Source organism: Oscillospiraceae bacterium (assembly GCA_034925865.1).
Lineage (GTDB): Bacteria > Bacillota > Clostridia > Oscillospirales > SIG627 > SIG704.
In genome coordinates, this window is the sequence record JAYFRN010000040.1 from 25,114 (window position 1) to 45,693 (window position 20,580).

Consider the following 20,580-nt stretch of genomic DNA (forward strand, 5'->3'; position numbering starts at 1 on the left):
TCCGTGATAACCTTTACGGAGATTAAAATGGACACAAACGAATTAAAACAGCTTTTAATAAACGAAAAAAATGCTTATATCTCGTCCGGCTCACTACATGATAAACGAATCGACGGACGAGAACTCCGGCTTTCGCTCGACCTTATACGCGGCGCATCGGTCTCCGCCGCAAAAAAGCGTGCATCGGGAATTATTCCCAATGCAATAGAGGCGGAATGCTCAGAAAAATTTTATTTATTTTACGGATCGTCGTGGGATATGCTTCAGAGAACCGATATCCGGCCTACAAAAAAGGCCGCGGCTTTTGCTGAAAGCGCGGTGCGTGCTTCCGGCGGAATTTTTGAAGAAGAGCTGTATCCTGTTTTTTTTGAAACGCTTTGTTCTTCCGGCTTTTTTTCATGCGCGGATGTCCGATCGGTAAAAAACTCGTTTGTCCGCGCCTTTGTTATATATTCGGCGGAAGCGATGGAAGAAGACGATGAAAAAAAGTTTTCATTGTGCGCTGATTCACTCAGAGCTTGCGGCGAATACGACTTTACAAAGCTCACCTCTGCGTTCGACCCATGCGAGAGAATACTGCGTTCCGATGCCGACGGAGTTTTCGCGGCTTCGGATTACGAAACACGCTCCCATATTCTGAGGAGTATAACGGAAGAAGCTTTAAAAGCGGGTGAGAATGAAGAAGATTGGCTTATCAAGCTGTATAAAGACGGTATTTCACCGCTTGAAACTGCATTTAAACCGCGAAACGGCTTCGGGTATTTTGTTATTCTGTACATTCTGTCCGCCGCCGTGTTTGTTACGGAGCTATTGCTGCTTTTAGCGGGCGGTTTGTATTTTTCAGGCACGGTTGTTTCTTTGCTCACAATACCGCTTTGTGTGATATCGGCGAAAACCGTTGCCGATCATATATACTCGCGTCTTATTCCGGCGCGTCCGATTCCGCGCCTCAACGCGTCGCATATCTGTGCGCATATCGACGAAATGCGTGTTGTTACAGTGACTACCGCGGTATGTGGAAGCAAAAAGGACGCGGAGGAGCTTATAAAACGCGCCGAGATGAATTATTTGTCTTCGGAAGAAGCGGGAGAAAAAACAGGCTGTTCTTTTTTCGGACTTCTTATTGATTTTCCGGAATCAAATAATGCTTATTCTGAAAAAGACGATGAAACGCTTGCTTTGTTGAAGGAAGGCATATCTCGCCTAAACAGACAATTTGGAGAAGCTTTTTGCCTGTTTTGGAGAAAACGGATATTTGATGAAACCGATAAAGTCTGGCGCGGATACGAGCGCAAACGCGGAGCTTTGGGCGAACTGATCAGATATCTGAGCGGCCGTGACGACACAACGATCGAATCGTTGGGAGAGAAAAGACTTGAAAACATAAAATACCTGATTACACTGGACGCAGATACTGAAATGATGTTCATGTCGGTATATTCACTCGTCGGCGCTATGGCTCATCCTCTCAATCGTCCTAAAATATCCGATGCGGGCGGCATAAAATACGTTAATGGCGGGTATGCGATAATGCAGCCGAAAATTTCTCCGGCATTATTTTCGTCTGCAAAAACACCTTTTTCTTTGCTCCAATGCGGAGCTGGCGGAGCGGATATATACCATACAGCTTCTTTCGATTTGTATCAGAGCCTGTTTGACCGTGGTGTTTTCTGCGGGAAAGGGATAATTGATATCGGTGCGGCGGCGGAGGTTTTGGACGGCTTATTTAAACCGGGAACAGTTTTAAGCCATGACATTCCGGAAGGTGCGTTTTTGTCCGCCGCGAAGCTGACAGACGTATCCTTTTTCGATTCTGTACCATCTGATACGGTTTCATATTTGAAACGTTCTCACAGATGGACACGCGGCGACATACAAAATTTGTGTTTCACAGGCAGGAAGCTTCGGAATAAGGACGGTAAAACAGTTATAAATCCGATATCGAAGGTTTACCGGCATGTTATGCGGATGAATGTTGTCAATTCGCTCGCTCCCGCTTTTTCAGCTTTCATTCTTATCATTTCACTTATACTTCCTCCGCGTGAAGCTGCGATATGCGCGCTTTTCGCGTTGCTGCCTTATTTGTTGCCTGTTATAGACGCATTCGTTTCTCAGCTTGCCGGTTCCGGAGCAGAGCCGTTTTTCAGAAGATTTTTTGTGTCTGCAATTTCCGGTGCATACCGCGCTCTTTTGAATATGTTGTACCGCATTTCAGCTCTCTTTGCCTCAGGAGTCAATTCCGTTGACGCAGCTTTTAGAAGCATATGGCGCATGGGAGTATCTCACAGGCGTCTTTTAGAATGGCATACCTTTGCTTCAAGCGAAAAAAGGCGCGGAGCGGCGACATATCTCAAAAATTATGTTTCATCAATAGCTTTCGGAGCGGTTATCGCCCTGGTTTCTCCTCTTTTCACCGTAAAATTATGCGGCATACTCTGCGCGGCGTTTCCGACTGTCGCTTATATCGCTTCACTGCCTTATATTAAAAAGAAAACAGTCTCCTCCGGCGATACCGCGATTGCGGAATATGCGGCGGATATGTGGAAGTTTTTTGATGAGAATGTCGGGCCGCAAACCGGACATCTGCCGCCCGACAATGTATCGTTATCGCCTGTCCGCGCCGTCGCGATGAGAACATCACCCACGAATATCGGAATGTATCTTGTTTCCTGTGCTGCCGCTGCGGATTTCGGTATTATTTCCTGGGACGACGCGGCATCCAGAGCTTTAAAAGCGCTTAAAACTGTATTAAAGCTTAAGAAATATAAGGGGCATCTCTATAACTGGTATTCGCTCGAAACATTTGAACCGATAGGAGGCGGATATGTTTCTTCTGTGGATAGCGGAAATTTAATCGCATGTCTTATCTCTCTCGCATCGGCGCTGAAAGACAATTCTCATTCTGCCGAATCGAAGGAAGCCGTGCAAATCGCATATGAAATGAGAGCAAATGCTGATTTCGGCGTTTTTCGTGATTCAAGACGTGCTCTCGTTTCTCTGGGAATTGACTCACGCACGGATAAATGTGACAAAATTCTCTATGATAAATTCATGAGCGAATCCCGGCTTGCGGTATATATCGCTGTCGCAGACCGCGACATTCAAAAAAGATATTGGTTTGCAATGGAAAGAACGCTTATATCCTCCGGTATGTATCTCGGGGCTGCTGCATGGTCAGGCACCGCATTTGAGTTTTTCATGCCAAGGCTTTTTCTGCCGACATATGAGAACAGTTTTACTGACGAAGCGCTTAAATTCGCGTATAACGAACAGTCGCTTTACAGAGTTACCCCGCCATATGCTTCTTCGGCATTTTCACAAGGCGTCTTCGGAATAAGCGAAAGCGGATATTTCGCCTTTGATTCAGAATTCAACTATCAATATCGCGCATTCGGCGTTCCCGCGCTTTCAATATCCAAGGCGCCGGGGAGCATGAGCCCGGTCATATCGCCTTATTCGTCGTTTCTGATGCTGCCTGAGGCCAAATCATCGGTTCTTTATAATTTAAGAAGACTTAAAAAGCTCGGTATGTATGGGAAATACGGTTTTTACGAGGCATACGACTGTGATCGGGACAGAACCGGAGGCGCCGCCATAATTTCATGTTACATGGCGCATCATATCGGAATGTCGATGACGGCGGCGGCAAACGCGGTTTTCGGAGATGTATTCGTAAAAAGGTTTATGGCGGACGACATGATGAGGAGCGCGTCGCTTTTATTGGCCGAAAGAGTACCTACAGACGCGCCTGTATACCGTTTGTCTCGCCGTTATCACACACATATTCCATCACCGGTATTGACCGCGAGACGGGCAGCTTCGGGCGTAGGAGGGTATGAACCCGCAGATCCGGCTTTGCCTCGGCTTTGGATTTTCGGCGGGAGCGGAACAATACTTTACGCGCCGGATAACGGAAATGTACGGGCATATCTGCGCAGCCGCTCTCTCGGTACAGTGGCTGTATGTCGTCCTGCACACGGTCAGTATACATTGTCAGGCGCTATTATATTGTATACGGGTTCCGGATCGAATTTTATTTCGTCCTCCACCCAGCCCGGTTCTAACGATGAAGTGAAGTGCAGAGAAGATATTGCAGGTATATCGATAAAAAAGAATTTAAATAATACGGGAGCGGACGCGGTGTTTTCATTTTCGGCAATGTCAAGCGCACAGGCCTTCATTTTAACCGCTTCCGGCTCGGGAAAGGGCGGCAAAGCGGAGATATGTGCGATGAGCTTTGACGCTGCTCTCTGCCAGGATAAAGAATTTTATTCTCATCCCGCTTTCGCGTCGCTTTTTATTTCAATTGAATCTCCGCGCCGGGGAGTTTATACAGCTGTTAAAAGACGCAAAAGCGACAGGAGCGTCGAATCCGCTTGCACTTTTGGTGCTATTGCCATAAACGGCATCGCCATTATAGATGATGAATTGTTTTGCGGAGACGAAATAATACGTGCTTCAGGAATTTCGGCGCTGCTTCCCACGACAGTCAGAGCAGCGGATAAAACATTCCCGTTTTATCCGGTCAGACCGCATATAATGATTAAGTGCCATGCTCCGGAAGTAAAATTCGTGTTAGCCTGCGGTAATACAGCGTCAGACTCTTTATATAATTATGACCGCGCGTACGCTTATCTGGAAAAGGATAAGATTGTATGTGAGACGGAACATCGGCGTCCCTGCCGCGTGATATCCGGGTCGCGCGGTACGGAAATGCGTGAAATGCTCGAAGCCACAACATATGCTCTCACGCATTTCCGCGTCATAACCGGAAAGAGTGATTCGGTCGGTACGCTTATGGAAAAAAGGATGCTCTGGAGCTTCGGGATATCAGGAGATTTGCCGATAGAATTAATCAGTGTGCCTACCACGGAAAGCACAGGGCTCAGCTTGAACGAAGAAGCTGCGGTTATATCTGCTATCAGAATAAAAAAAGAATGCGCGCTTATAGGTCATATTTATGATCTTGTGATTCTTATTCGCGAAAAGATCACATATTCATCTCCCGTTTCATCTGCTGTGAGAGGGATCATATCCGATGAAAAATGTGATCATCTCATGAATGTCAAGGGTGGAATTTTTGTTATCACCTCAGAATCCGGTGATACGGAAAAGCTTTTACAATCCGCGGCGATATACAGCGCCGGTAAAAAAACCGCTCTGCGGCCTGCTGTACTGAATTTGCGAAAAAAAGGATCCGACGACGGCGGAAGCTTTTTTATAACTGAATACGGTAATACAGACGGCTTTTCATGCGATAAATTTATCTTTGATAAAAAAGCCGAAAACAGCGGAGCATGGGCTCATGTAATCGCTGTTCCGGGCTTCGGGACAGTGATGACAGCGACATCGCTCGGTTACACATGGCGATCCAATTCACAGCAGCAATGCCTAACCATGCGTTCCGGCGGTCTCTGGGGAGACGATGAAATTTCGGAGAAGCTTTATTTATGTTTTGACGGCGATGCGTATGATCTTATAAAGCTGTCATCACGTGTCGTGTATTCCTGCGGGCTGGCGGAATACTTTGGACAGGCGGACGACATATCGTACAAGGTTTCAGTGACTGTTTCGCAGAAATGCATGTTTAAAATGATTCGAGTCGCGCTGAAATCAAATAAACAAAATTCTGTAAAGCTTATTTATTCCTTCAATCCTTCTCTCGGTTCCTCGCCCGAAGGAGTCGTGACCTTTATTGATAAAGCTTCATATGCGGTATACGAAAGAACTCTGTCAACCTCAATTAATCACGGCGGATTGTTTTTAAAAGCACCTGATAATTCCGAATATTTCGGTTCAGGAGCGATAGCCGGATGCGGTGCCGGCGTATCAACTCAACTTAAAATTAAAGAGGATGCATCGGCCGCAGCCGTCTTTTATCTGGGTTCATGCGAGGCGGAGACGTCCGGATTAAGCGAAAGGCATATCAAATACCTTGATTCTATTACCGGTGCTTCGGTTTTCGGACATGTTCTGGCGGAAACAAGAAACTTTTTACTCGGATTTCTACCGCAGAACACGCCTGTTGATTCTGTCGGAACCATGGCAGGTTCGGAAGCAAACGCTTATCTTTGCTTTCGCAGCTTCTGGGTTTCATATCAGGCAGTCGTATGCCGCTTTTTTGCGCGTTCGGGTTTGATTCAGTCGAGCGGGGCGTACGGTTTCCGTGATCAGCTTCAGGATTGCCTTTTGTTTATCGAAAAACGTCCGGAATACGCGGCACGCATGATATTACGTGCGGCTTCACATCAGTTTATCAAAGGCGACGTAATGCACTGGTTTCATATTATGCATACATCCGAAGGGAATCCGGTATCCGCGGGGATCAGGACGATGTGTTCGGATGATTATATGTGGCTTATTTACTGCGCCTGTGAATATATCGAGAAGACGGGAGACAGTTCTTTGCTGGAAACAAAAGCGCCATTTTTATCTGCTCCGCCGCTTACAAACGTTGAAACGGAAAGATATATTGTCTGTACTGAAAGAAATTCTTCCGCTTCAGTTTTGGATCATCTCACGTCGGCGGCTGAATTATTTATCGAGCGCGGTGTCGGAACTCATATGCTTCCTCTCATGTTTGGCGGAGATTGGAATGACGGAATGGATATGGTCGGACGAAATGGCGGAGAAAGCGTATGGCTTGCGTTTTTCGGAGCGCTTTGTCTTCAAAGACTGTCAAAAGTCCTTGTGTTGGACGATCCGGCAAAGGCAAAAAAATACCATTTATATGCTATGGAGCTGCTTGACAGCGCCGATAAAGCATATAACGGCAAATGGTACGGCAGGGCATATCACGGTAACGGTGAAGCGGTAGGCTTCGATCTGTCTTTATCGTCGGAATGTTCGATCGACCTTATTCCTCAGGTTTTCGCGGCATTCTGTTATGCCGAAATTCCGGAATACAGAAATAAGGAATCGCTTCGTAGAGCGGAAAGTGCGTTAATTAGTGCATATGACTGTCTTTCCGGTCCCGGTATGTGTTCGTTAAAGCTTTTTACGCTTCCTTTTTCGGAAACGACTGATAAAAATCCCGGTTATATCTGCGCTTATCCGCCCGGAGTGCGTGAAAACGGAGGACAATATACTCATGCATCAGTGTGGCTCGCGCTTGCTTTTCTGAGGCTTTCGGAATATGTAAACCCATCTTTAAAATTCGGGGAGATGTCCGAACGTATTTTATACTCGCTCTCACCGACAAGGTCGATGTTTTGCTGTCCCGGATACCGGATGGAGCCGTATGTACTTTGCGGCGATGTATATTCCGGACCATTCAGAGAGGGAAGAGGAGGCTGGAGCTGGTATACGGGCGCCGCCGGATGGATGGCAAGGACTTTTGGGCTTTCTGATGAAATTCGAAAAAAAGGCAAAACACCAAGCAACAAGCCGTTTAAATTCTAAGGGCTTTTGTTAAATTTTTATGGGACAAAACGGCGCCGCCTTGCTGTAAAAACAGGGCGGCGCTGTGGTTTTTTATAGCGAGATCAATAATGCTGCGTATCGAGCGTTTCAGAAAGCCGGTTGGGAAGTTCAAGGTTTTGCGCTTTAATCCGAAATCCTTCGCCTGACAATAACATTCATTATAACGTTTAATGAATTTTGATAGGTATTATAAGCTTTTATCCCTCGTATGTCGGATTTATTTCGGCCATACTGAGTGAAATGTTGAGATTGCCGTTTAAAACTCTCAGGCTGTCTATGAATTCCTTCTGATCTGTTTCTTCTGCCAGCATAATGCGATAGGTGACCTCGAAAACCGTTCCGAAATCAGTCGATTTAATTCTGATGAGCTTGTATGATTTTGTATACTTTGCAAGCACTTCATCGAAAAGCTCGTTGCAGCTTAAATTTTCTGGAACGATAATCTTGAGCTGCATATGCATATTTTTCGGGTTGATCTGTTTTATCAGGTGTTCGGCAAGTAAGATGGCGGAAAGAAAAACGGCGAATATAACGGAATAACCTAGATAACCTATTCCACATCCAAGACCCACGGCGAGAGCAAAGAACGCGTATGCGATATCAAGCGGCTCACCTGGAATGCTGCGGTATCTGATTATTGAGAATGCGCCTGCGACACTGAACGCACGGGCGATATTGTTTCCGATCAGCATAATTATAATTGAAATAATTACGGGAAGAATCATAAGAGTAAGAGAGAAGCCGGCTTTGTTAATTGATTCGCGGTGTGTGAAATTATATACAAGCGCGGAGATTCCGCCCAGAGCGAACGAGACAAGCATTGTTATTATAACAGAAGTCGCGTCGATGGCACTTGTGAAATACTGGGCGAACAGGAAATCGAGCATATTATAAACCATACCTTTCGTTTGAACCGGAAACGAACCTTTTATACTCGTTTCCGTATTTGGAATAGCCGTTGCGATATATATGAGCTTCTGACAAAAGCCTGGCAAGTCCGATAGGGACAGAATTTGAAAATTTTATTTCCATGAGCATTTCATCATCAGAAATGAGCGGGATTCCTCCGCTTTCCCTGACCGGTGACGGATCGTCGCGGCAGGAAGTGATATCATAATCAAATGTTATTCTTACATCGGGATTATCGCAGGAAAAAAATGCAATCCTTTTATAATCTATCCTGACGGACGGACGTACATCATTGACAAGAATAAACTGCATAAGCTCTTTGGAAATCTGGTTGAAAAGATAATCATCCCTGGGCTTTGGCATGACGCCGGTCAGAAATGATTCCGCCTCTCCCAGCGGTAAAGTTATCCTCCGTTTCGAAACTATACCGTTAAGCTTTTTTTTCATCTCCACAAAAACAGGATCGTCTATTGATTTGGGCTGTGAATAAAATCTCATCCTGAGCTTTTCCTTGAAATAAGGATCGGACACGGAATGTCGGATAATGTTATTTCCGGGCGTATCATAATAAATATTTGCGACAAAATATCCGTCTGACGAAGTGCAGTAATCGTCCGGGCGGGCGAAGGTTTGTATATAAGGAAGTATTGTTTCGTATTTGCTCCGGTTAATAAGATATTTATATTCGCGCCGTACAAAGGATGTCAAGAACATTTTTATTGACCTGGTTTATTATTTTTAATTTATATTTTATTATTTTTTTTGTTCTGTTTTTATATGTGAAAGAGGGTTTTCCTCAAGTGCATTCTTGATCTGCAACGAGCTGACATGCGTATATATCTGGGTCGTATTAAGCTGCTCGTGTCCGAGGATGTCCTTGATGGTACGGATATCAACCTTTCCGGTATTATACATCAAGGTCGCGGCTGTATGGCGCAGCTTGTGAACGGAATATCCCTTCCCGGACAGCCCGGCTGCGTTTATGTATTTGTATACGAACCATTGAACCGTCTTGACCGAAATGCGCCGTTTATTGCGGCTGATAAAAAGAGCGTTTTTATCTCTTATATCAGGTATTGAGGCGCGAAAATCAAGGTATTTCGAAAGCGCGTCGCGGCATGCCCCGTTGAGATAAACCGTGCGTTCCTTATCACCCTTGCCAATTACGGTGACCTGAGTAAGGTCGGTTGTTATGTCCGACAGCGATATGCCGCAAAGCTCGCTGACGCGGAAGCCGCAGTTTAAAAAAAGTGTTATAATCGCATAATTGCGAACTGAATTCTTGTCTCCGGCTTCTTCAGATTCGCCAATGGCATCAAGAAGCCCGACGCTTTCTGTTTCGGTAAGGAATTTCGGCAATGGCTTTCTGTGTTTCGGGGTTTCGATGTCCTTTGCCGGATCCTTTTCTATCAATGATACTTTAACGCGCAGATATTTGTAAAACGATCTTATCGCACAAATTTTTCTTGCCCGCGTGCTGCCGTTGTCGTGCTTTGTGTCGGCGAGATAAGCAAGGTATGAATATATGTTCGAGGATGTAACGCTTTTGACATTCTCTATGGTAAGCATCTTAAGAGACGCTGTTTCTTTATCGACTCCTTTTATAAAAACGAGATAATAGCGGAAAAAGCCCGAAAGGTCGTAATAATATTCACGAACCGTTTTTTCCGAGCATCCCTGTATAGTCCTTTTATAATTGAAGAAATTCAACATGAATTCCGGAACATTGTCAAAGCTCAATATCCGCACCACACATCATAATAATCTAAGCGTCGGTTCTGTTTGCCGGGATGCTGCTTTTTATATTATTAACTCGGCATTTATTAAAACGGCAATTAAATAAGTCTTGTTTTATAAGAGAGAAAGACCCTGAAATATAGATATTTTACTTACATTGTGAGTTACAAGTGAACCATAAAAATACCATTATTTCAATTCCGTCATAACAGAGTACAGTATATCAAAAAAAAAGCTGTTTGTAAATCGGTAAAGCGTGAATTTTTACATTTCCCTTATTGAATGAATGTATATCGAGGTGTATAATATTACATAATGACTAAGAATTTCCTCATGTGCGCGCTTATCGCCTTCACTATACGGGCAGCACATGAATTTTTAATTTGAAGGAACCTCTAGTAACTGATAATCACAACAAAATCAGAAGCAGATATTGCTGTTGCACAATTGATTTAAATACGATGATTTGAAAATTCGGTTTTTAGAGGTTGCCTTGATTAACTTGCATGTAACAATACTGAATTGCTGTATTGCTTTTTTGCCTAATCCGCATTTACATTTGAAAGGATATTATATGTTAAAATCTGATATCGGCTTTATTCTGAAAACGCTTCTCTTCCAGATAGTGCTTTCAATTTTCGGCAACATGATGGCTTTAGGCACACTATCATATGATCCTCTTATGTTCGCCGGCGGAATCATTATGGCGGGGCTTTATATTTACCTGGTATATTCAATGTATTGGAAAAAAGGAGCGGAACGCTGTATAAACAAAGAGGCCGGGCTGCTTGGTGCGTTTAACGGGTTGCTTCTTATTCTGATAGCCTCTGTTCCGACTATAATAATGGCGACTGTCGCTTGCTCGGGCCCGCTTGTTTACACCGACGGAAATCCTACCTCTAAATTTGCCGTCTTTCAAATCATGTGCCTTGCTCTGACAGGGCAGTATCGCGGCATAATTCAGGTAATATATCCAAATATATTAATTGAAGGAATATCAAGCACGCCAAACGCCATACAGCCTTTAGCTTATCTTTTCAGTGTTATTCCCGCCATTGTCGCCGGCGGAACGGGATATTATCTCGGATTTCGTGATATCAGCATTTTAAAGCTTCTTGGCATCAACATAAAACCTGCAAATAATGGAGATAGATAATAAAAAATAACCAAAACTTGTTTATCCGGTTATTTATTTGCGTTTGACAAAATATCATTTTATAAAAGGGGTGATATTTTGACACACGTAAATGCTCCGCAGCTTAATATACATAAGCTCAGACATCCGAATCGGGTTTATGCATACAGGGCCACGGCAATGATATTCCTGTTTATGCTCATAGCGATTGCTTTTGCCGCGGCAGGATATTTTATAGTTTTTCATTTTCTTGACGGCACATCTGATGTCTGCAGGTATGATCCGTCGCAATATGTTTCAGAGAATAGTCGGGGATTACTTTTTTCACCTTCGTTTTCGCCGCGTTGTGTGATAATCGACGCAGGGCACGGAGGAGCGGACGGAGGAGCCCGCGGCGTTACCGGCGTCGAAGAAAAGGATATTAACCTTGCTTTATCGTTAAAAACGGCATCTTTTTTAAGAATGTACGGGATAAATGTACTGCTGACTCGCGAAACCGATCAGATGTTAAATATTCCGGGAGCAAAAAGCCGAAAGCTTTCCGATGTTACCGAGCGTGTGAAATTTTGCAGAGAAAACCCAAATAATGCCTTTGTCAGCATACACATGAACAAGTATCCTCTTGAAAGCTGTCGCGGGCTTCAGGTGTTTTATTCCGCAAATGCGCCGGAAAGCAAGCTGTTGGCGGAAATGATAAAAAACACTGTGACCTCGTCGATTCAACCGGATAATAACCGTACCTGTAAAAAAGCGGGAGACAGTATTTTTGTACTTGACCGCATAGAGACCTGCGCCGTGCTTGTGGAATGCGGGTTTTTATCCAACTACGAGGAATCTCGCCTGTTGCAGAGCGAAGCGTATCAAAACCGGCTCGCGTTTGTGCTTGCCGCGGCGATAAGAAATTATTTATACACAGAAAACTGATTATAGGGGAATTATAAATGGCTGCATCGCAAAATTCTCAAAAAGAAAAAACGGTATATGTCTGCACCGAATGCGGTTGTGTCCACGAAAAATGGGGCGGTAAATGCAGGGAATGCGGAGCGTGGAACACGCTTGAAGAAGAGGTGCGGGCGCCTGTTTCCAAAAGCTTGTCAAGCGTGTCTTTAAAAAATGGCAAAAAAAGCATTTCTCTTAGTATAATAGACCGGCTTGCCGCTTCGGAAAGCCGCATTTCAACCGGAATTTCGGAATTTGACCGTTCTCTCGGAGGCGGGCTCGTATCTTCCGGTGTCGTACTGCTGTCCGGAGAACCTGGGATAGGAAAATCGACACTGCTTCTTCAGATAGCCGGTAAATGCTTCGACAGAAAAATATTGTATGTTTCCGGTGAGGAATCTCTTTCGCAGATCAGGCTTCGCGCCGACAGGCTTGGTATAGAAAACGATAAGCTCTTCATTTTTTGTGAAACAGAGCTTGACGTGATAATATCGGAGATAAGGGAGCTTAAACCGGATATTCTGATTGTCGATTCAATCCAGACTATGGCGGATGCCGGATTATCATCTTCTGCCGGGAGCATAACGCAGGTCAGACAAGCTGCTTCCGCCTTTATTTCAGAGGCAAAATCTTCGGATATCGCGACTGTATTGGTCGGACATATAAATAAAGACGGAGCGATTGCCGGGCCGAAGCTTTTGGAGCATATGGTTGACGCCGTCCTTTCCTTTGAGGGCGACAGATCAAAGGCATATCGTATAGTTCGCGCCGTAAAAAACAGGTTTGGCAGCACAAATGAAATAGGTATGTTTGAAATGACTCGCTCCGGGCTTTCCGAAGTTTCCGATCCCAGCCGCAGACTTATCGAGGACAGTCCGCGTAACGTATCGGGCTCCTGCTCCGTGTGTGTGATGGAGGGCACTCGTCCGATTATTGCCGAAGTGCAGGCACTTGTGACAAAATCTCCTTTTCCGGCGCCGAGACGTCTTGCGAACGGCATAGATTATAACCGGATGTCGCTTTTGATTGCCATTCTGGAAAAGCGGCTCGGATTAAAATTCTTTGATCGCGATGTATACATAAACGTGACCGGTGGAATGAGGCTTGACGAAACTGCGACTGATCTCGGAATTGCCGCGGCAATGATATCCAGTCTGAGAAACATAAGATTTGCTGACAATCTTATAGCTATCGGCGAATTGGGACTTGCAGGAGAGGTGCGCATGGTTTCGTCTATTGAAGCGAGAATAAACGAAGCGGTAAGAATGGGCTTTGACCGTATCATACTGCCGTTCCGCGGTCTGCAAAGCCTTGAAGCTGTTTCGGGAAAGGAAAAGCTCGTCGGCGTAAAAAGCATATACGAACTTGTCTCGGTCATTACACAATCCGGTGTTGTCGAAAACCCGGCGGGAAACAGCGATATGGATAAGCAGGAATAAAATGAACAGCCATTGATATAAAAGGAAGTGAAAACAATGAACAATAAATCAAAGGAATTAACTGCAAAAAACACATATGAATTTGGCGATCTCTGTGAAATAATGAAGCTGCTGCGCGCTCCCGGCGGCTGTCCGTGGGACAGAGAACAGACGCACAAGTCTATCCGTACAAATTTAATAGAAGAAGCATATGAGGCGGCCGAAGCAATCGATATCAACGATGATAAGCTGCTGTGCGAGGAGCTTGGCGACTTGATGCTTCAGACAGTTTTTCACGCTCAGATGGCGGATGAAGCAGGCGAATTCAATATATCGGATGTAATTAACGGTATTTGTAAAAAGCTTATAATAAGGCATCCGCATATTTTTTCAGACATTTGTGTAAACGGTTCAGCCGATGTCCTGAGAAACTGGGATAAAATAAAGTACGAATCTAAAAAACTCAATCCTGCCGAAACGCTTGACGCGGTATGCACGGCGCTCCCGGCGCTGATGCGTGCCCAGAAACTCGCAAAGAGAGCGGAAGCTGCCGGAGGATATATAAGCCCGTATGAAAAGCGTAAACTTTCGCCGGACGACACGGCAACAAAAGCTTGTGAGCTCGGAGAGAGGCTGTTTGAGCTTGCTCAAGAAGCGCGCGCATACGGAGTAGATGCAGAGGAAGCTCTTGAGGTTTACAATAAAACTTTTGTGCATAAAATTAAAAATACTTTATAAGTTATAAAACAGCATTATTAAAAAGGCAATTTAAACACTTTTATATGAGATAAAAGTCGACAATTACCGCTTTTAATAATGGTTTTATATTACTCGCAATTCAAGAAAAAGACTTATTTAACAGCATTTTTCTCTTACATTCTGTATTTATTCAGATGCCACATCGTAAAAATAAAAAAAATCAATAAAAGCTATTGACTTTTTTAAAAAAAGTGGTACATTATAGTATGCATATTATGTTAACAAACAGAAAGTGAATAAGAAATGAACAAGAAAGAATTAGTTACCGCTGTTGCGGAAAAATGCTCAGTTACAACGGAGATCGCATCCTCATGTGTGAATTCCGTATTTGCTACGATTGAAGACTCACTTAATTCCAGCGAAAAAGTTACCATATTCGGCTTCGGTACGTTTGAAACAAAACACCGCGCAGCCAGACGCGCAAGAAACATTAAAACAGGAGAGGTCATTGACGTACCCGAAAAGGATATTGTTTCATTCAAACCCTCCAAATCGATCAAAACCGTAAAATAATGCGCCTTGATAAGTTCTTAAAGGTATCGCGTCTGATTAAGCGCCGCACCGTTGCAAACGACGCCTGCGATAAGGATCACGTTAGCGTAAACGGGAAGCAGGCAAAACCCTCCTGTGATGTTAAGGTCGGAGATATAGTCGAAATCACATTCGGAGAAAAGGCTGTCCGCGTGAGAGTGCGTGATATATCTGAGCATGTGCTCAAAGCGGATGCGGCCGGACTTTATGAAATAATTCAGTAATCATTCATTTCAATAAACTCACGGCGGTTTGAACAAAAGGAATACAGAGAAGCGTTGCGTCATAGAATTATAAAAATATTATAATTCGGAGACGCATTATGAGTATAAATTCGATAAACTCCAATTCATCTTCTTCGCATATGACCGTTACGATCACTGACCGAGAAAAGCTCCGCACCGACGGAGTCACTGATATAAAGAGCTTTAACGAAGACGAGGTTATTCTTTGTATTACCAACGGATTCCTTTTCATCGGCGGCAGCGACTTGAAAATTGAAAAGCTTTCGGTCGAAACAGGAGAAGTTGCCGTCACCGGCAGCATTGATTCCGTTTTCTTTTCACAGGGAGTCGAAACGAAGCAACGCGGTCTTTTCTCTCATCTGTTCAAATGAATCCAATTTCGCAGTTTTCTTTATCGGCAGGCACGCTGTTTTTTATTTATTCCGTCGTCTCGGGATTCTTTTTCGGATTATGCTATGAAATCATACGTATTTTAAGGCGTGCCATTCCACATGCTGACGCTGCCATTGCAATTGAGGATTTCATATTTTTTGTATTTATGTCCGCGGCGTTTGCAATTCTCGTTTTCAGCGCAAACAGCGGCGAGGTAAGAGGATATGCGCTTATTGGATCTTTGATCGGAGCATGTATTTATTTTGCTACGCTTGGCCGGCTGCTGACGCTTTTATCCGAGGCGATAATTTCTCTGGTAAAAAGAATTTTCGCTTTCCTTACAAAAAAGCTATTAATTCCGGCCTTAAAGGCTGTAAAAAACGAGATAATCAAATTGCATAGTATTTTGATACGCCTCCGTTCCCGCCGTTTGGGACGCGCATTTATTCATGATGCTTCGCATGGGTTTCTCTCCGCTTCAACATCAAGAAAATTGAAATTCGCTTTGACAGAATCCGGCGTGGTTCAAAAAAAAAGAATTGAGAAAAAAACACAAGAAGGAAAATGAGATGAAGAAATCAAGCTTTTTTGCGCGACTTTCTATATTGGCCATATTCTTTTTTCTGCTTGTCTCTATTGCGCAAATGCGTGTCAAGCTGATAAAGCTTCGGGAGACCGAGGCCGAGCTGACATTGCAAGCCGCATCTATTAATCTTTCGATTGAAGAGCTCAACGACAAGCTGACTTGGCCATTCAACGAAGAAACAATTAAACGCTTCGCGCGCGAAAAGCTTAATCTTCGCGATCCCGGCGATATTCTGTACGCCAGCGATCTTCCGAATTAAAAAAATGACAATAATAAATAACGCAGAAATATTCACATCATCAACCCGGGACAGCAAGCCTTTCATCGGATATGTTGTATTCGATGAAGGCAAAATCACCGAAATAGGCTCAGGTAAATATCCGCGCTCCGCTAAAACGCCGGATGAGATCGTGGATGCCGAAGGCGCGGTGCTGCTTCCCGGGCTTATTGATGCCCATACGCATTTAGGGACGATAGGCGATTCACTCGGATTTGAATCAGACGATATCAATGATATTAACGATCCTGTCGCTCCTCAACTTTCGGCCTTGGACAGCGTAAATCCTTTTGACCGTTGTTTTCGCGATGCATATGATGCGGGAATAACAACGGTATATACCGGTCCCGGCAGCGCAAGTCCGATCTCCGGAAACTTTATAGCTATTAAGACTTTTGGCCGGCGTGTTGATGACATGATATTAAAATCACCGTGTGCGATGAAATTTGCCCTCGGTGAAAACCCGAAGCAAAGCTATCATGAAAAAGAACAAACGCCTGAAACACGCATGGCTACCGCGGCTCTGATTCGCGAGGCATTGAAAAAAGCGCGCAGATATAAAAAAGATCTGGATGCTGCGGCTGCGGACAATGAGCTTGACCCGCCTGATTTCGACGCCAAATGCGAGGCACTTCTGCCTGTGCTTTCCCGAGAAATTCCCGTACATATACACGCGCACAGAGCGGACGATATATGCACTGGAATACGTATAGCAAAAGAATTTGGGCTTGATTATTCGATCATCCATTGTACAGAAGGCCATCTTATATCTGAAATTCTTAAATCCGAAAGCACGAAAGTAATGTGCGGACCTTTGTTATGCGACAGATCGAAGCCAGAGCTGTATTCACTGACTCCATCCTCCGCCGGAATACTTGACAAAGCGGGAGTGAATGTCTCAATTATAACAGATCATCCGGTCATTCCCGTTCAATATCTGATGTTATGCGTCTCACTTGCGGTGAAGAACGGCATGGATAGATTTTCAGCGTATAAAGCTGTCACTATAAATCCGGCCCGTCTCTGCGGAATCGATTCTCGTGTCGGAAGCATAGAAATCGGAAAAGATGCAGATCTGGTCCTCTTCAACGGTGATCCGCTGGATATATTTACAAAGGTTATCGCCGTATATATTGACGGCAGAAAAGTAAAATAAATGAGAACGATAAAGGAAGAGACAATCATTGCCGCTGTTTCCAAAATGCTTGCCGATATTAATTATTCTCTTTCCCCGGATGTATGCCGCGCTGTTGCAAAAAGCGAGCATAGTGAAACTAACCCCACGGCGAAAAAAGTGCTTGGTAAACTGATCGACAATATGACATGCGCTCATGAAGAGAATGTACCTATTTGCCAGGATACCGGGATGGCAGTCATTTTTCTGGAAATAGGGACAGGCGTGAGAATAGATTCGCCCCATTCTATGCAGGAAATATGCGATATTGCTACGGAAAGAGCATATACGCGAAATTTCCTGCGCCTTTCTGTTGTCGCAGATCCTTTAAGAAGAGTGAATACACATACGAATGCACCCGCTGTCGTATATACAGAGCTTGTGGCCGGCGACATTTTTAAAATCACCGTATCACCGAAGGGCTTCGGAAGTGAAAATATGTCAAAAATAAAAATGTTCACTCCGTCTGCCGCCGAAGATGATATAATAAATTTTATCGTCTACACTGTTTTCGGAGCCGGCAGTAATCCGTGCCCGCCCGTTGTGGTTGGAGTAGGAATAGGCGGGACGTTTGATTATTGCGCTGTACTGGCAAAAAAAGCTCTTACTATTCCGCTCGATGTTCCGAATCCGGATCCATTTTATGCGGAAATGGAACAAAAAACTCTGGACAGGCTGAATACGCTTTGCATTGGGCCACAGGGCTTTGGCGGAGATACAACCGCGCTTGCCGTTAAAATTCTCCCATATCCCACTCATATTGCCGGACTTCCGGTCGCGGTCAATATCAACTGCCACGTCTGTCGTCATATATCAAAAGAAATATAGAAGCTAAAACGAGAGCAATTCATTATTAACTCGGCATTTAAATAAGTACCTCTTAAAGAGAGAATTACCAGAGCCTTTTCTCTCTTTTAACTGTAATTATTTAAATGCCGAGTTAATAAATATTACCGCTTAAAAAGAGAAAAACTCTGATATATGGGTTTAAAATCGTATTATCAACATATGAAAGAAAATAAAAATTTCATATAAAAATTTTAAAAATCCACAAAAATAATGCATTTAGATGTTCCCAATTATATATAAATGTGCTATAATATAGTCATAGGAAAGGAGAACAATATTAAGCATATCCCAAAACATTAATAAGGAGCATAGTGTTATGAAAACAAACTTCGTACTTCGCAGATTCGATTTATCGGACAAAGTTCGTGACCAAATCACCAAAAGAATCAAAAGATTCGACCGCTTTTTCCCCGAAGATACAGAGGTGATTATCACGCTATACGAAGAAGGCAGCCAGGAGGTTGCTGAGCTTACTATTTATGACACGGGCACCTTCTATCGAGCGGAACAATCCGCTGACGACGTGTTGACCTCTATTGACAGTGCAATTGACGTAATTGAAGGCCAGATCAGAAAATACAAAACTAAGCTTGAAAAACGCCTCCGTGTCGGAGCGTTTGATACATGTTCTGACGAGGCGGCTGAGTTTGAAGATGATATTAAAATTACAAATATCAAAAAATTCATTTACAAGCCGATCAGTCCCGAGGAAGCAGTGCTTCAGATGAATCTTGTTGGGCATCAGTTTTATGTATTTAAAAATGAAGAAAACGACAAGATCTGTGTAGTATATAAACGCAATAACAGCGAATATGGTTTAATCGAACCAATCGAATAAAATAATATTTATGCCGCCGCATATATTGTGGCGGCATATTTTATTAGCTCGAGATACTTTCAGGATATGGTTGAAAAAAAGATTAACGAGAGTTATAATAATAAAATCAATAAAGATCTTAATTTATCGGTATTACTTGATATATAATGTCTACAATGAAAAAGGTTTTCATCTGGTACGGAATTTACGAATATGTATAAATATTATTAGAACGGATAAATATAATGGGAATATGTTATATCGTCGGAGCGCTTAAGGACGAATGCAATTTTATAAAAAAACATAATGATATTGTGATTGCCGCAGATGCCGGGCTCATATCAGTTCGTGCCTCCGGGATCGAACCTGATCTCGTTGTCGGCGATTTTGATTCTCTTGGCCGGCTTCCAGATGGTATATCATACATCCGTCATCCCGTTATGAAGGACGAAACAGACATGCTTCTCGCTGTAAAAGCCGGTGAGGAACGGGGATATAAAAAGTTTTTGATATTCGGAGGACTGGGAGGAAGAACCGATCATACCTTCGCGAATATTCAGACATTGTGCTATATTTCAGAACATGGCGGAGCCGGATGCCTTATAGGTAAAGGTGAAGCAATGACTGTTTTTTCAGACAATATTTTAAAATTTGATAATTCATTTACAGGAACGGTGTCGGTTTTTGCATACGGAGGCATTGCATACGGAGTAACGCTTAATGGCATGAAATATCCTCTGAACGAAGCGACGCTCGTTCCCTCGTTCCCGATAGGTGTCAGTAATGAATTTGTTGCCGACGGTTCCGTAACGGTTAAAAAAGGCAGCCTTCTTGTTATGTGGCAATCAAGACATTATGCTTTTCCGGAAGGAGTATAATAGGGTCTTCAGATTTATAATTATAATAAGATAAAATCAGGAGTAAAACGGTATGATAATAAATTTTGATTCTATAGCGCCTAAATCTGTAATGAATTTCAAGGGCGGGAAAAAAGAAGTTGTTCTCAGTATATATGAAGACGACGCCAATAAAATATTACGCGGCGTTCTTTCCCCTGGCGCTTCGATAGGAATGCACACTCACGAAGCCGACAGCGAAATCATGTATATAATAAGCGGGAAGGGAAAGCTTATTAACGGAGATTCAGATACTCCGGAGAATGCCGCACCAGGGACATGCCATTACTGCCCGAAAGGCTGTTCGCACAGTCTAATTAATGACGGAGAAACAGAGCTTGTGTTTTTCGCGGTTATTCCCGGAAGGAAATAAATATATTAATTTTCACATAAAATTGTAAAATTTTTGCCGTTCCAAAGCATTTGATAGCCCTTAAAAGTCGTAAAAAGCAGAAATAATGTCGAAATATGTTGCTTTTTTATTAATGGGAAATAATGGCACTTATAATTAAAA

The 20,580-nt window shown here is 43.6% G+C and carries 18 protein-coding genes; 15 read left to right on the top strand and 3 right to left on the bottom strand.

The genetic code is table 11. The features are described from left to right. The first annotated feature begins 27 nt into the window (after window positions 1-27). A complete protein-coding gene (locus tag VB118_11765) occupies window positions 28-7,401 on the top strand; it encodes a glucoamylase family protein (GenBank protein ID MEA4833274.1) in 7,374 nt (2,457 codons plus the stop codon). A gap of 218 nt (window positions 7,402-7,619) precedes the next feature. Here the strand turns inward: VB118_11765 and VB118_11770 are convergent, their stop codons facing one another. The 3 genes from VB118_11770 to VB118_11780 are packed head-to-tail and all read right to left on the bottom strand — an operon-like array spanning window position 7,620 to window position 10,071. Beyond that, the gene (locus VB118_11770; GenBank protein ID MEA4833275.1) at window positions 7,620-8,321 is read right to left on the bottom strand and encodes a DUF4956 domain-containing protein; all 702 of its coding nucleotides are present in this window, start codon (window positions 8,319-8,321) and stop codon (window positions 7,620-7,622) included. Further along, window positions 8,311-9,045, bottom strand: coding sequence for a polyphosphate polymerase domain-containing protein (locus tag VB118_11775; protein MEA4833276.1), 735 nt, complete (start codon window positions 9,043-9,045; stop codon window positions 8,311-8,313). The genes VB118_11770 and VB118_11775 overlap by 11 nt, the downstream gene beginning before the upstream one ends. Window positions 9,046-9,084: 39 nt before the next feature. After that, window positions 9,085-10,071, bottom strand: a complete 987-nt coding sequence (locus VB118_11780; GenBank protein MEA4833277.1) for a tyrosine recombinase XerC — start codon at window positions 10,069-10,071, stop codon at window positions 9,085-9,087. A gap of 571 nt (window positions 10,072-10,642) precedes the next feature. Between VB118_11780 and VB118_11785 the strand changes: the two genes are divergently transcribed. The 14 genes from VB118_11785 to VB118_11850 all read left to right on the top strand — a co-directional run bounded on the left by VB118_11785 (window position 10,643) and on the right by VB118_11850 (window position 20,439). Further along, window positions 10,643-11,224, top strand: coding sequence for a hypothetical protein (locus tag VB118_11785; GenBank protein ID MEA4833278.1), 582 nt, complete (start codon window positions 10,643-10,645; stop codon window positions 11,222-11,224). 78 nt (window positions 11,225-11,302) lie between these two features. Then, entirely contained in the window at window positions 11,303-12,127 is an 825-nt protein-coding gene (locus VB118_11790; GenBank protein ID MEA4833279.1) for an N-acetylmuramoyl-L-alanine amidase, read from the top strand. 17 nt (window positions 12,128-12,144) lie between these two features. After that, complete coding sequence (gene radA / locus VB118_11795; protein MEA4833280.1) at window positions 12,145-13,581, top strand: DNA repair protein RadA; 1,437 nt, start codon at window positions 12,145-12,147, stop codon at window positions 13,579-13,581. Between the two features lie 36 nt (window positions 13,582-13,617). After that, a complete protein-coding gene (locus VB118_11800) occupies window positions 13,618-14,298 on the top strand; it encodes a MazG family protein (protein MEA4833281.1) in 681 nt (226 codons plus the stop codon). 264 nt (window positions 14,299-14,562) lie between these two features. Beyond that, window positions 14,563-14,832, top strand: coding sequence for an HU family DNA-binding protein (locus tag VB118_11805; GenBank protein MEA4833282.1), 270 nt, complete (start codon window positions 14,563-14,565; stop codon window positions 14,830-14,832). Next, window positions 14,832-15,074 carry an RNA-binding S4 domain-containing protein gene (locus VB118_11810; protein ID MEA4833283.1) on the top strand — a complete coding sequence of 81 codons (243 nt, stop codon included), beginning with the start codon at window positions 14,832-14,834 and terminating at the stop codon, window positions 15,072-15,074. Before VB118_11805 ends, VB118_11810 begins: the two co-directional genes overlap by 1 nt. Window positions 15,075-15,172: 98 nt before the next feature. Beyond that, complete coding sequence (locus VB118_11815; GenBank protein MEA4833284.1) at window positions 15,173-15,466, top strand: YabP/YqfC family sporulation protein; 294 nt, start codon at window positions 15,173-15,175, stop codon at window positions 15,464-15,466. Then, window positions 15,463-16,035, top strand: a complete 573-nt coding sequence (gene yabQ / locus VB118_11820) for a spore cortex biosynthesis protein YabQ (GenBank protein MEA4833285.1) — start codon at window positions 15,463-15,465, stop codon at window positions 16,033-16,035. Before VB118_11815 ends, yabQ begins: the two co-directional genes overlap by 4 nt. Before the next feature lies 1 nt (window position 16,036). Further along, window positions 16,037-16,312 carry a hypothetical protein gene (locus VB118_11825; GenBank protein MEA4833286.1) on the top strand — a complete coding sequence of 92 codons (276 nt, stop codon included), beginning with the start codon at window positions 16,037-16,039 and terminating at the stop codon, window positions 16,310-16,312. 4 nt (window positions 16,313-16,316) lie between these two features. After that, window positions 16,317-17,486 (top strand): amidohydrolase, encoded by a 1,170-nt coding sequence (locus tag VB118_11830; GenBank protein ID MEA4833287.1) that lies wholly within the window; start codon window positions 16,317-16,319, stop codon window positions 17,484-17,486. Then, window positions 17,487-18,332 (top strand): fumarate hydratase, encoded by an 846-nt coding sequence (locus VB118_11835; protein ID MEA4833288.1) that lies wholly within the window; start codon window positions 17,487-17,489, stop codon window positions 18,330-18,332. It begins immediately after the preceding gene. A gap of 337 nt (window positions 18,333-18,669) precedes the next feature. Further along, entirely contained in the window at window positions 18,670-19,191 is a 522-nt protein-coding gene (gene raiA / locus VB118_11840) for a ribosome-associated translation inhibitor RaiA (protein MEA4833289.1), read from the top strand. Between the two features lie 224 nt (window positions 19,192-19,415). Beyond that, on the top strand, window positions 19,416-20,048 hold the full coding sequence (locus tag VB118_11845) for a thiamine diphosphokinase (GenBank protein ID MEA4833290.1): 633 nt from the start codon (window positions 19,416-19,418) through the stop codon (window positions 20,046-20,048). A 52-nt stretch (window positions 20,049-20,100) separates the two neighbouring features. Next, window positions 20,101-20,439: a cupin domain-containing protein gene (locus tag VB118_11850; protein MEA4833291.1), complete on the top strand. Its 339-nt coding sequence runs from the start codon at window positions 20,101-20,103 to the stop codon at window positions 20,437-20,439. Window positions 20,440-20,580: the final 141 nt, after the last annotated feature.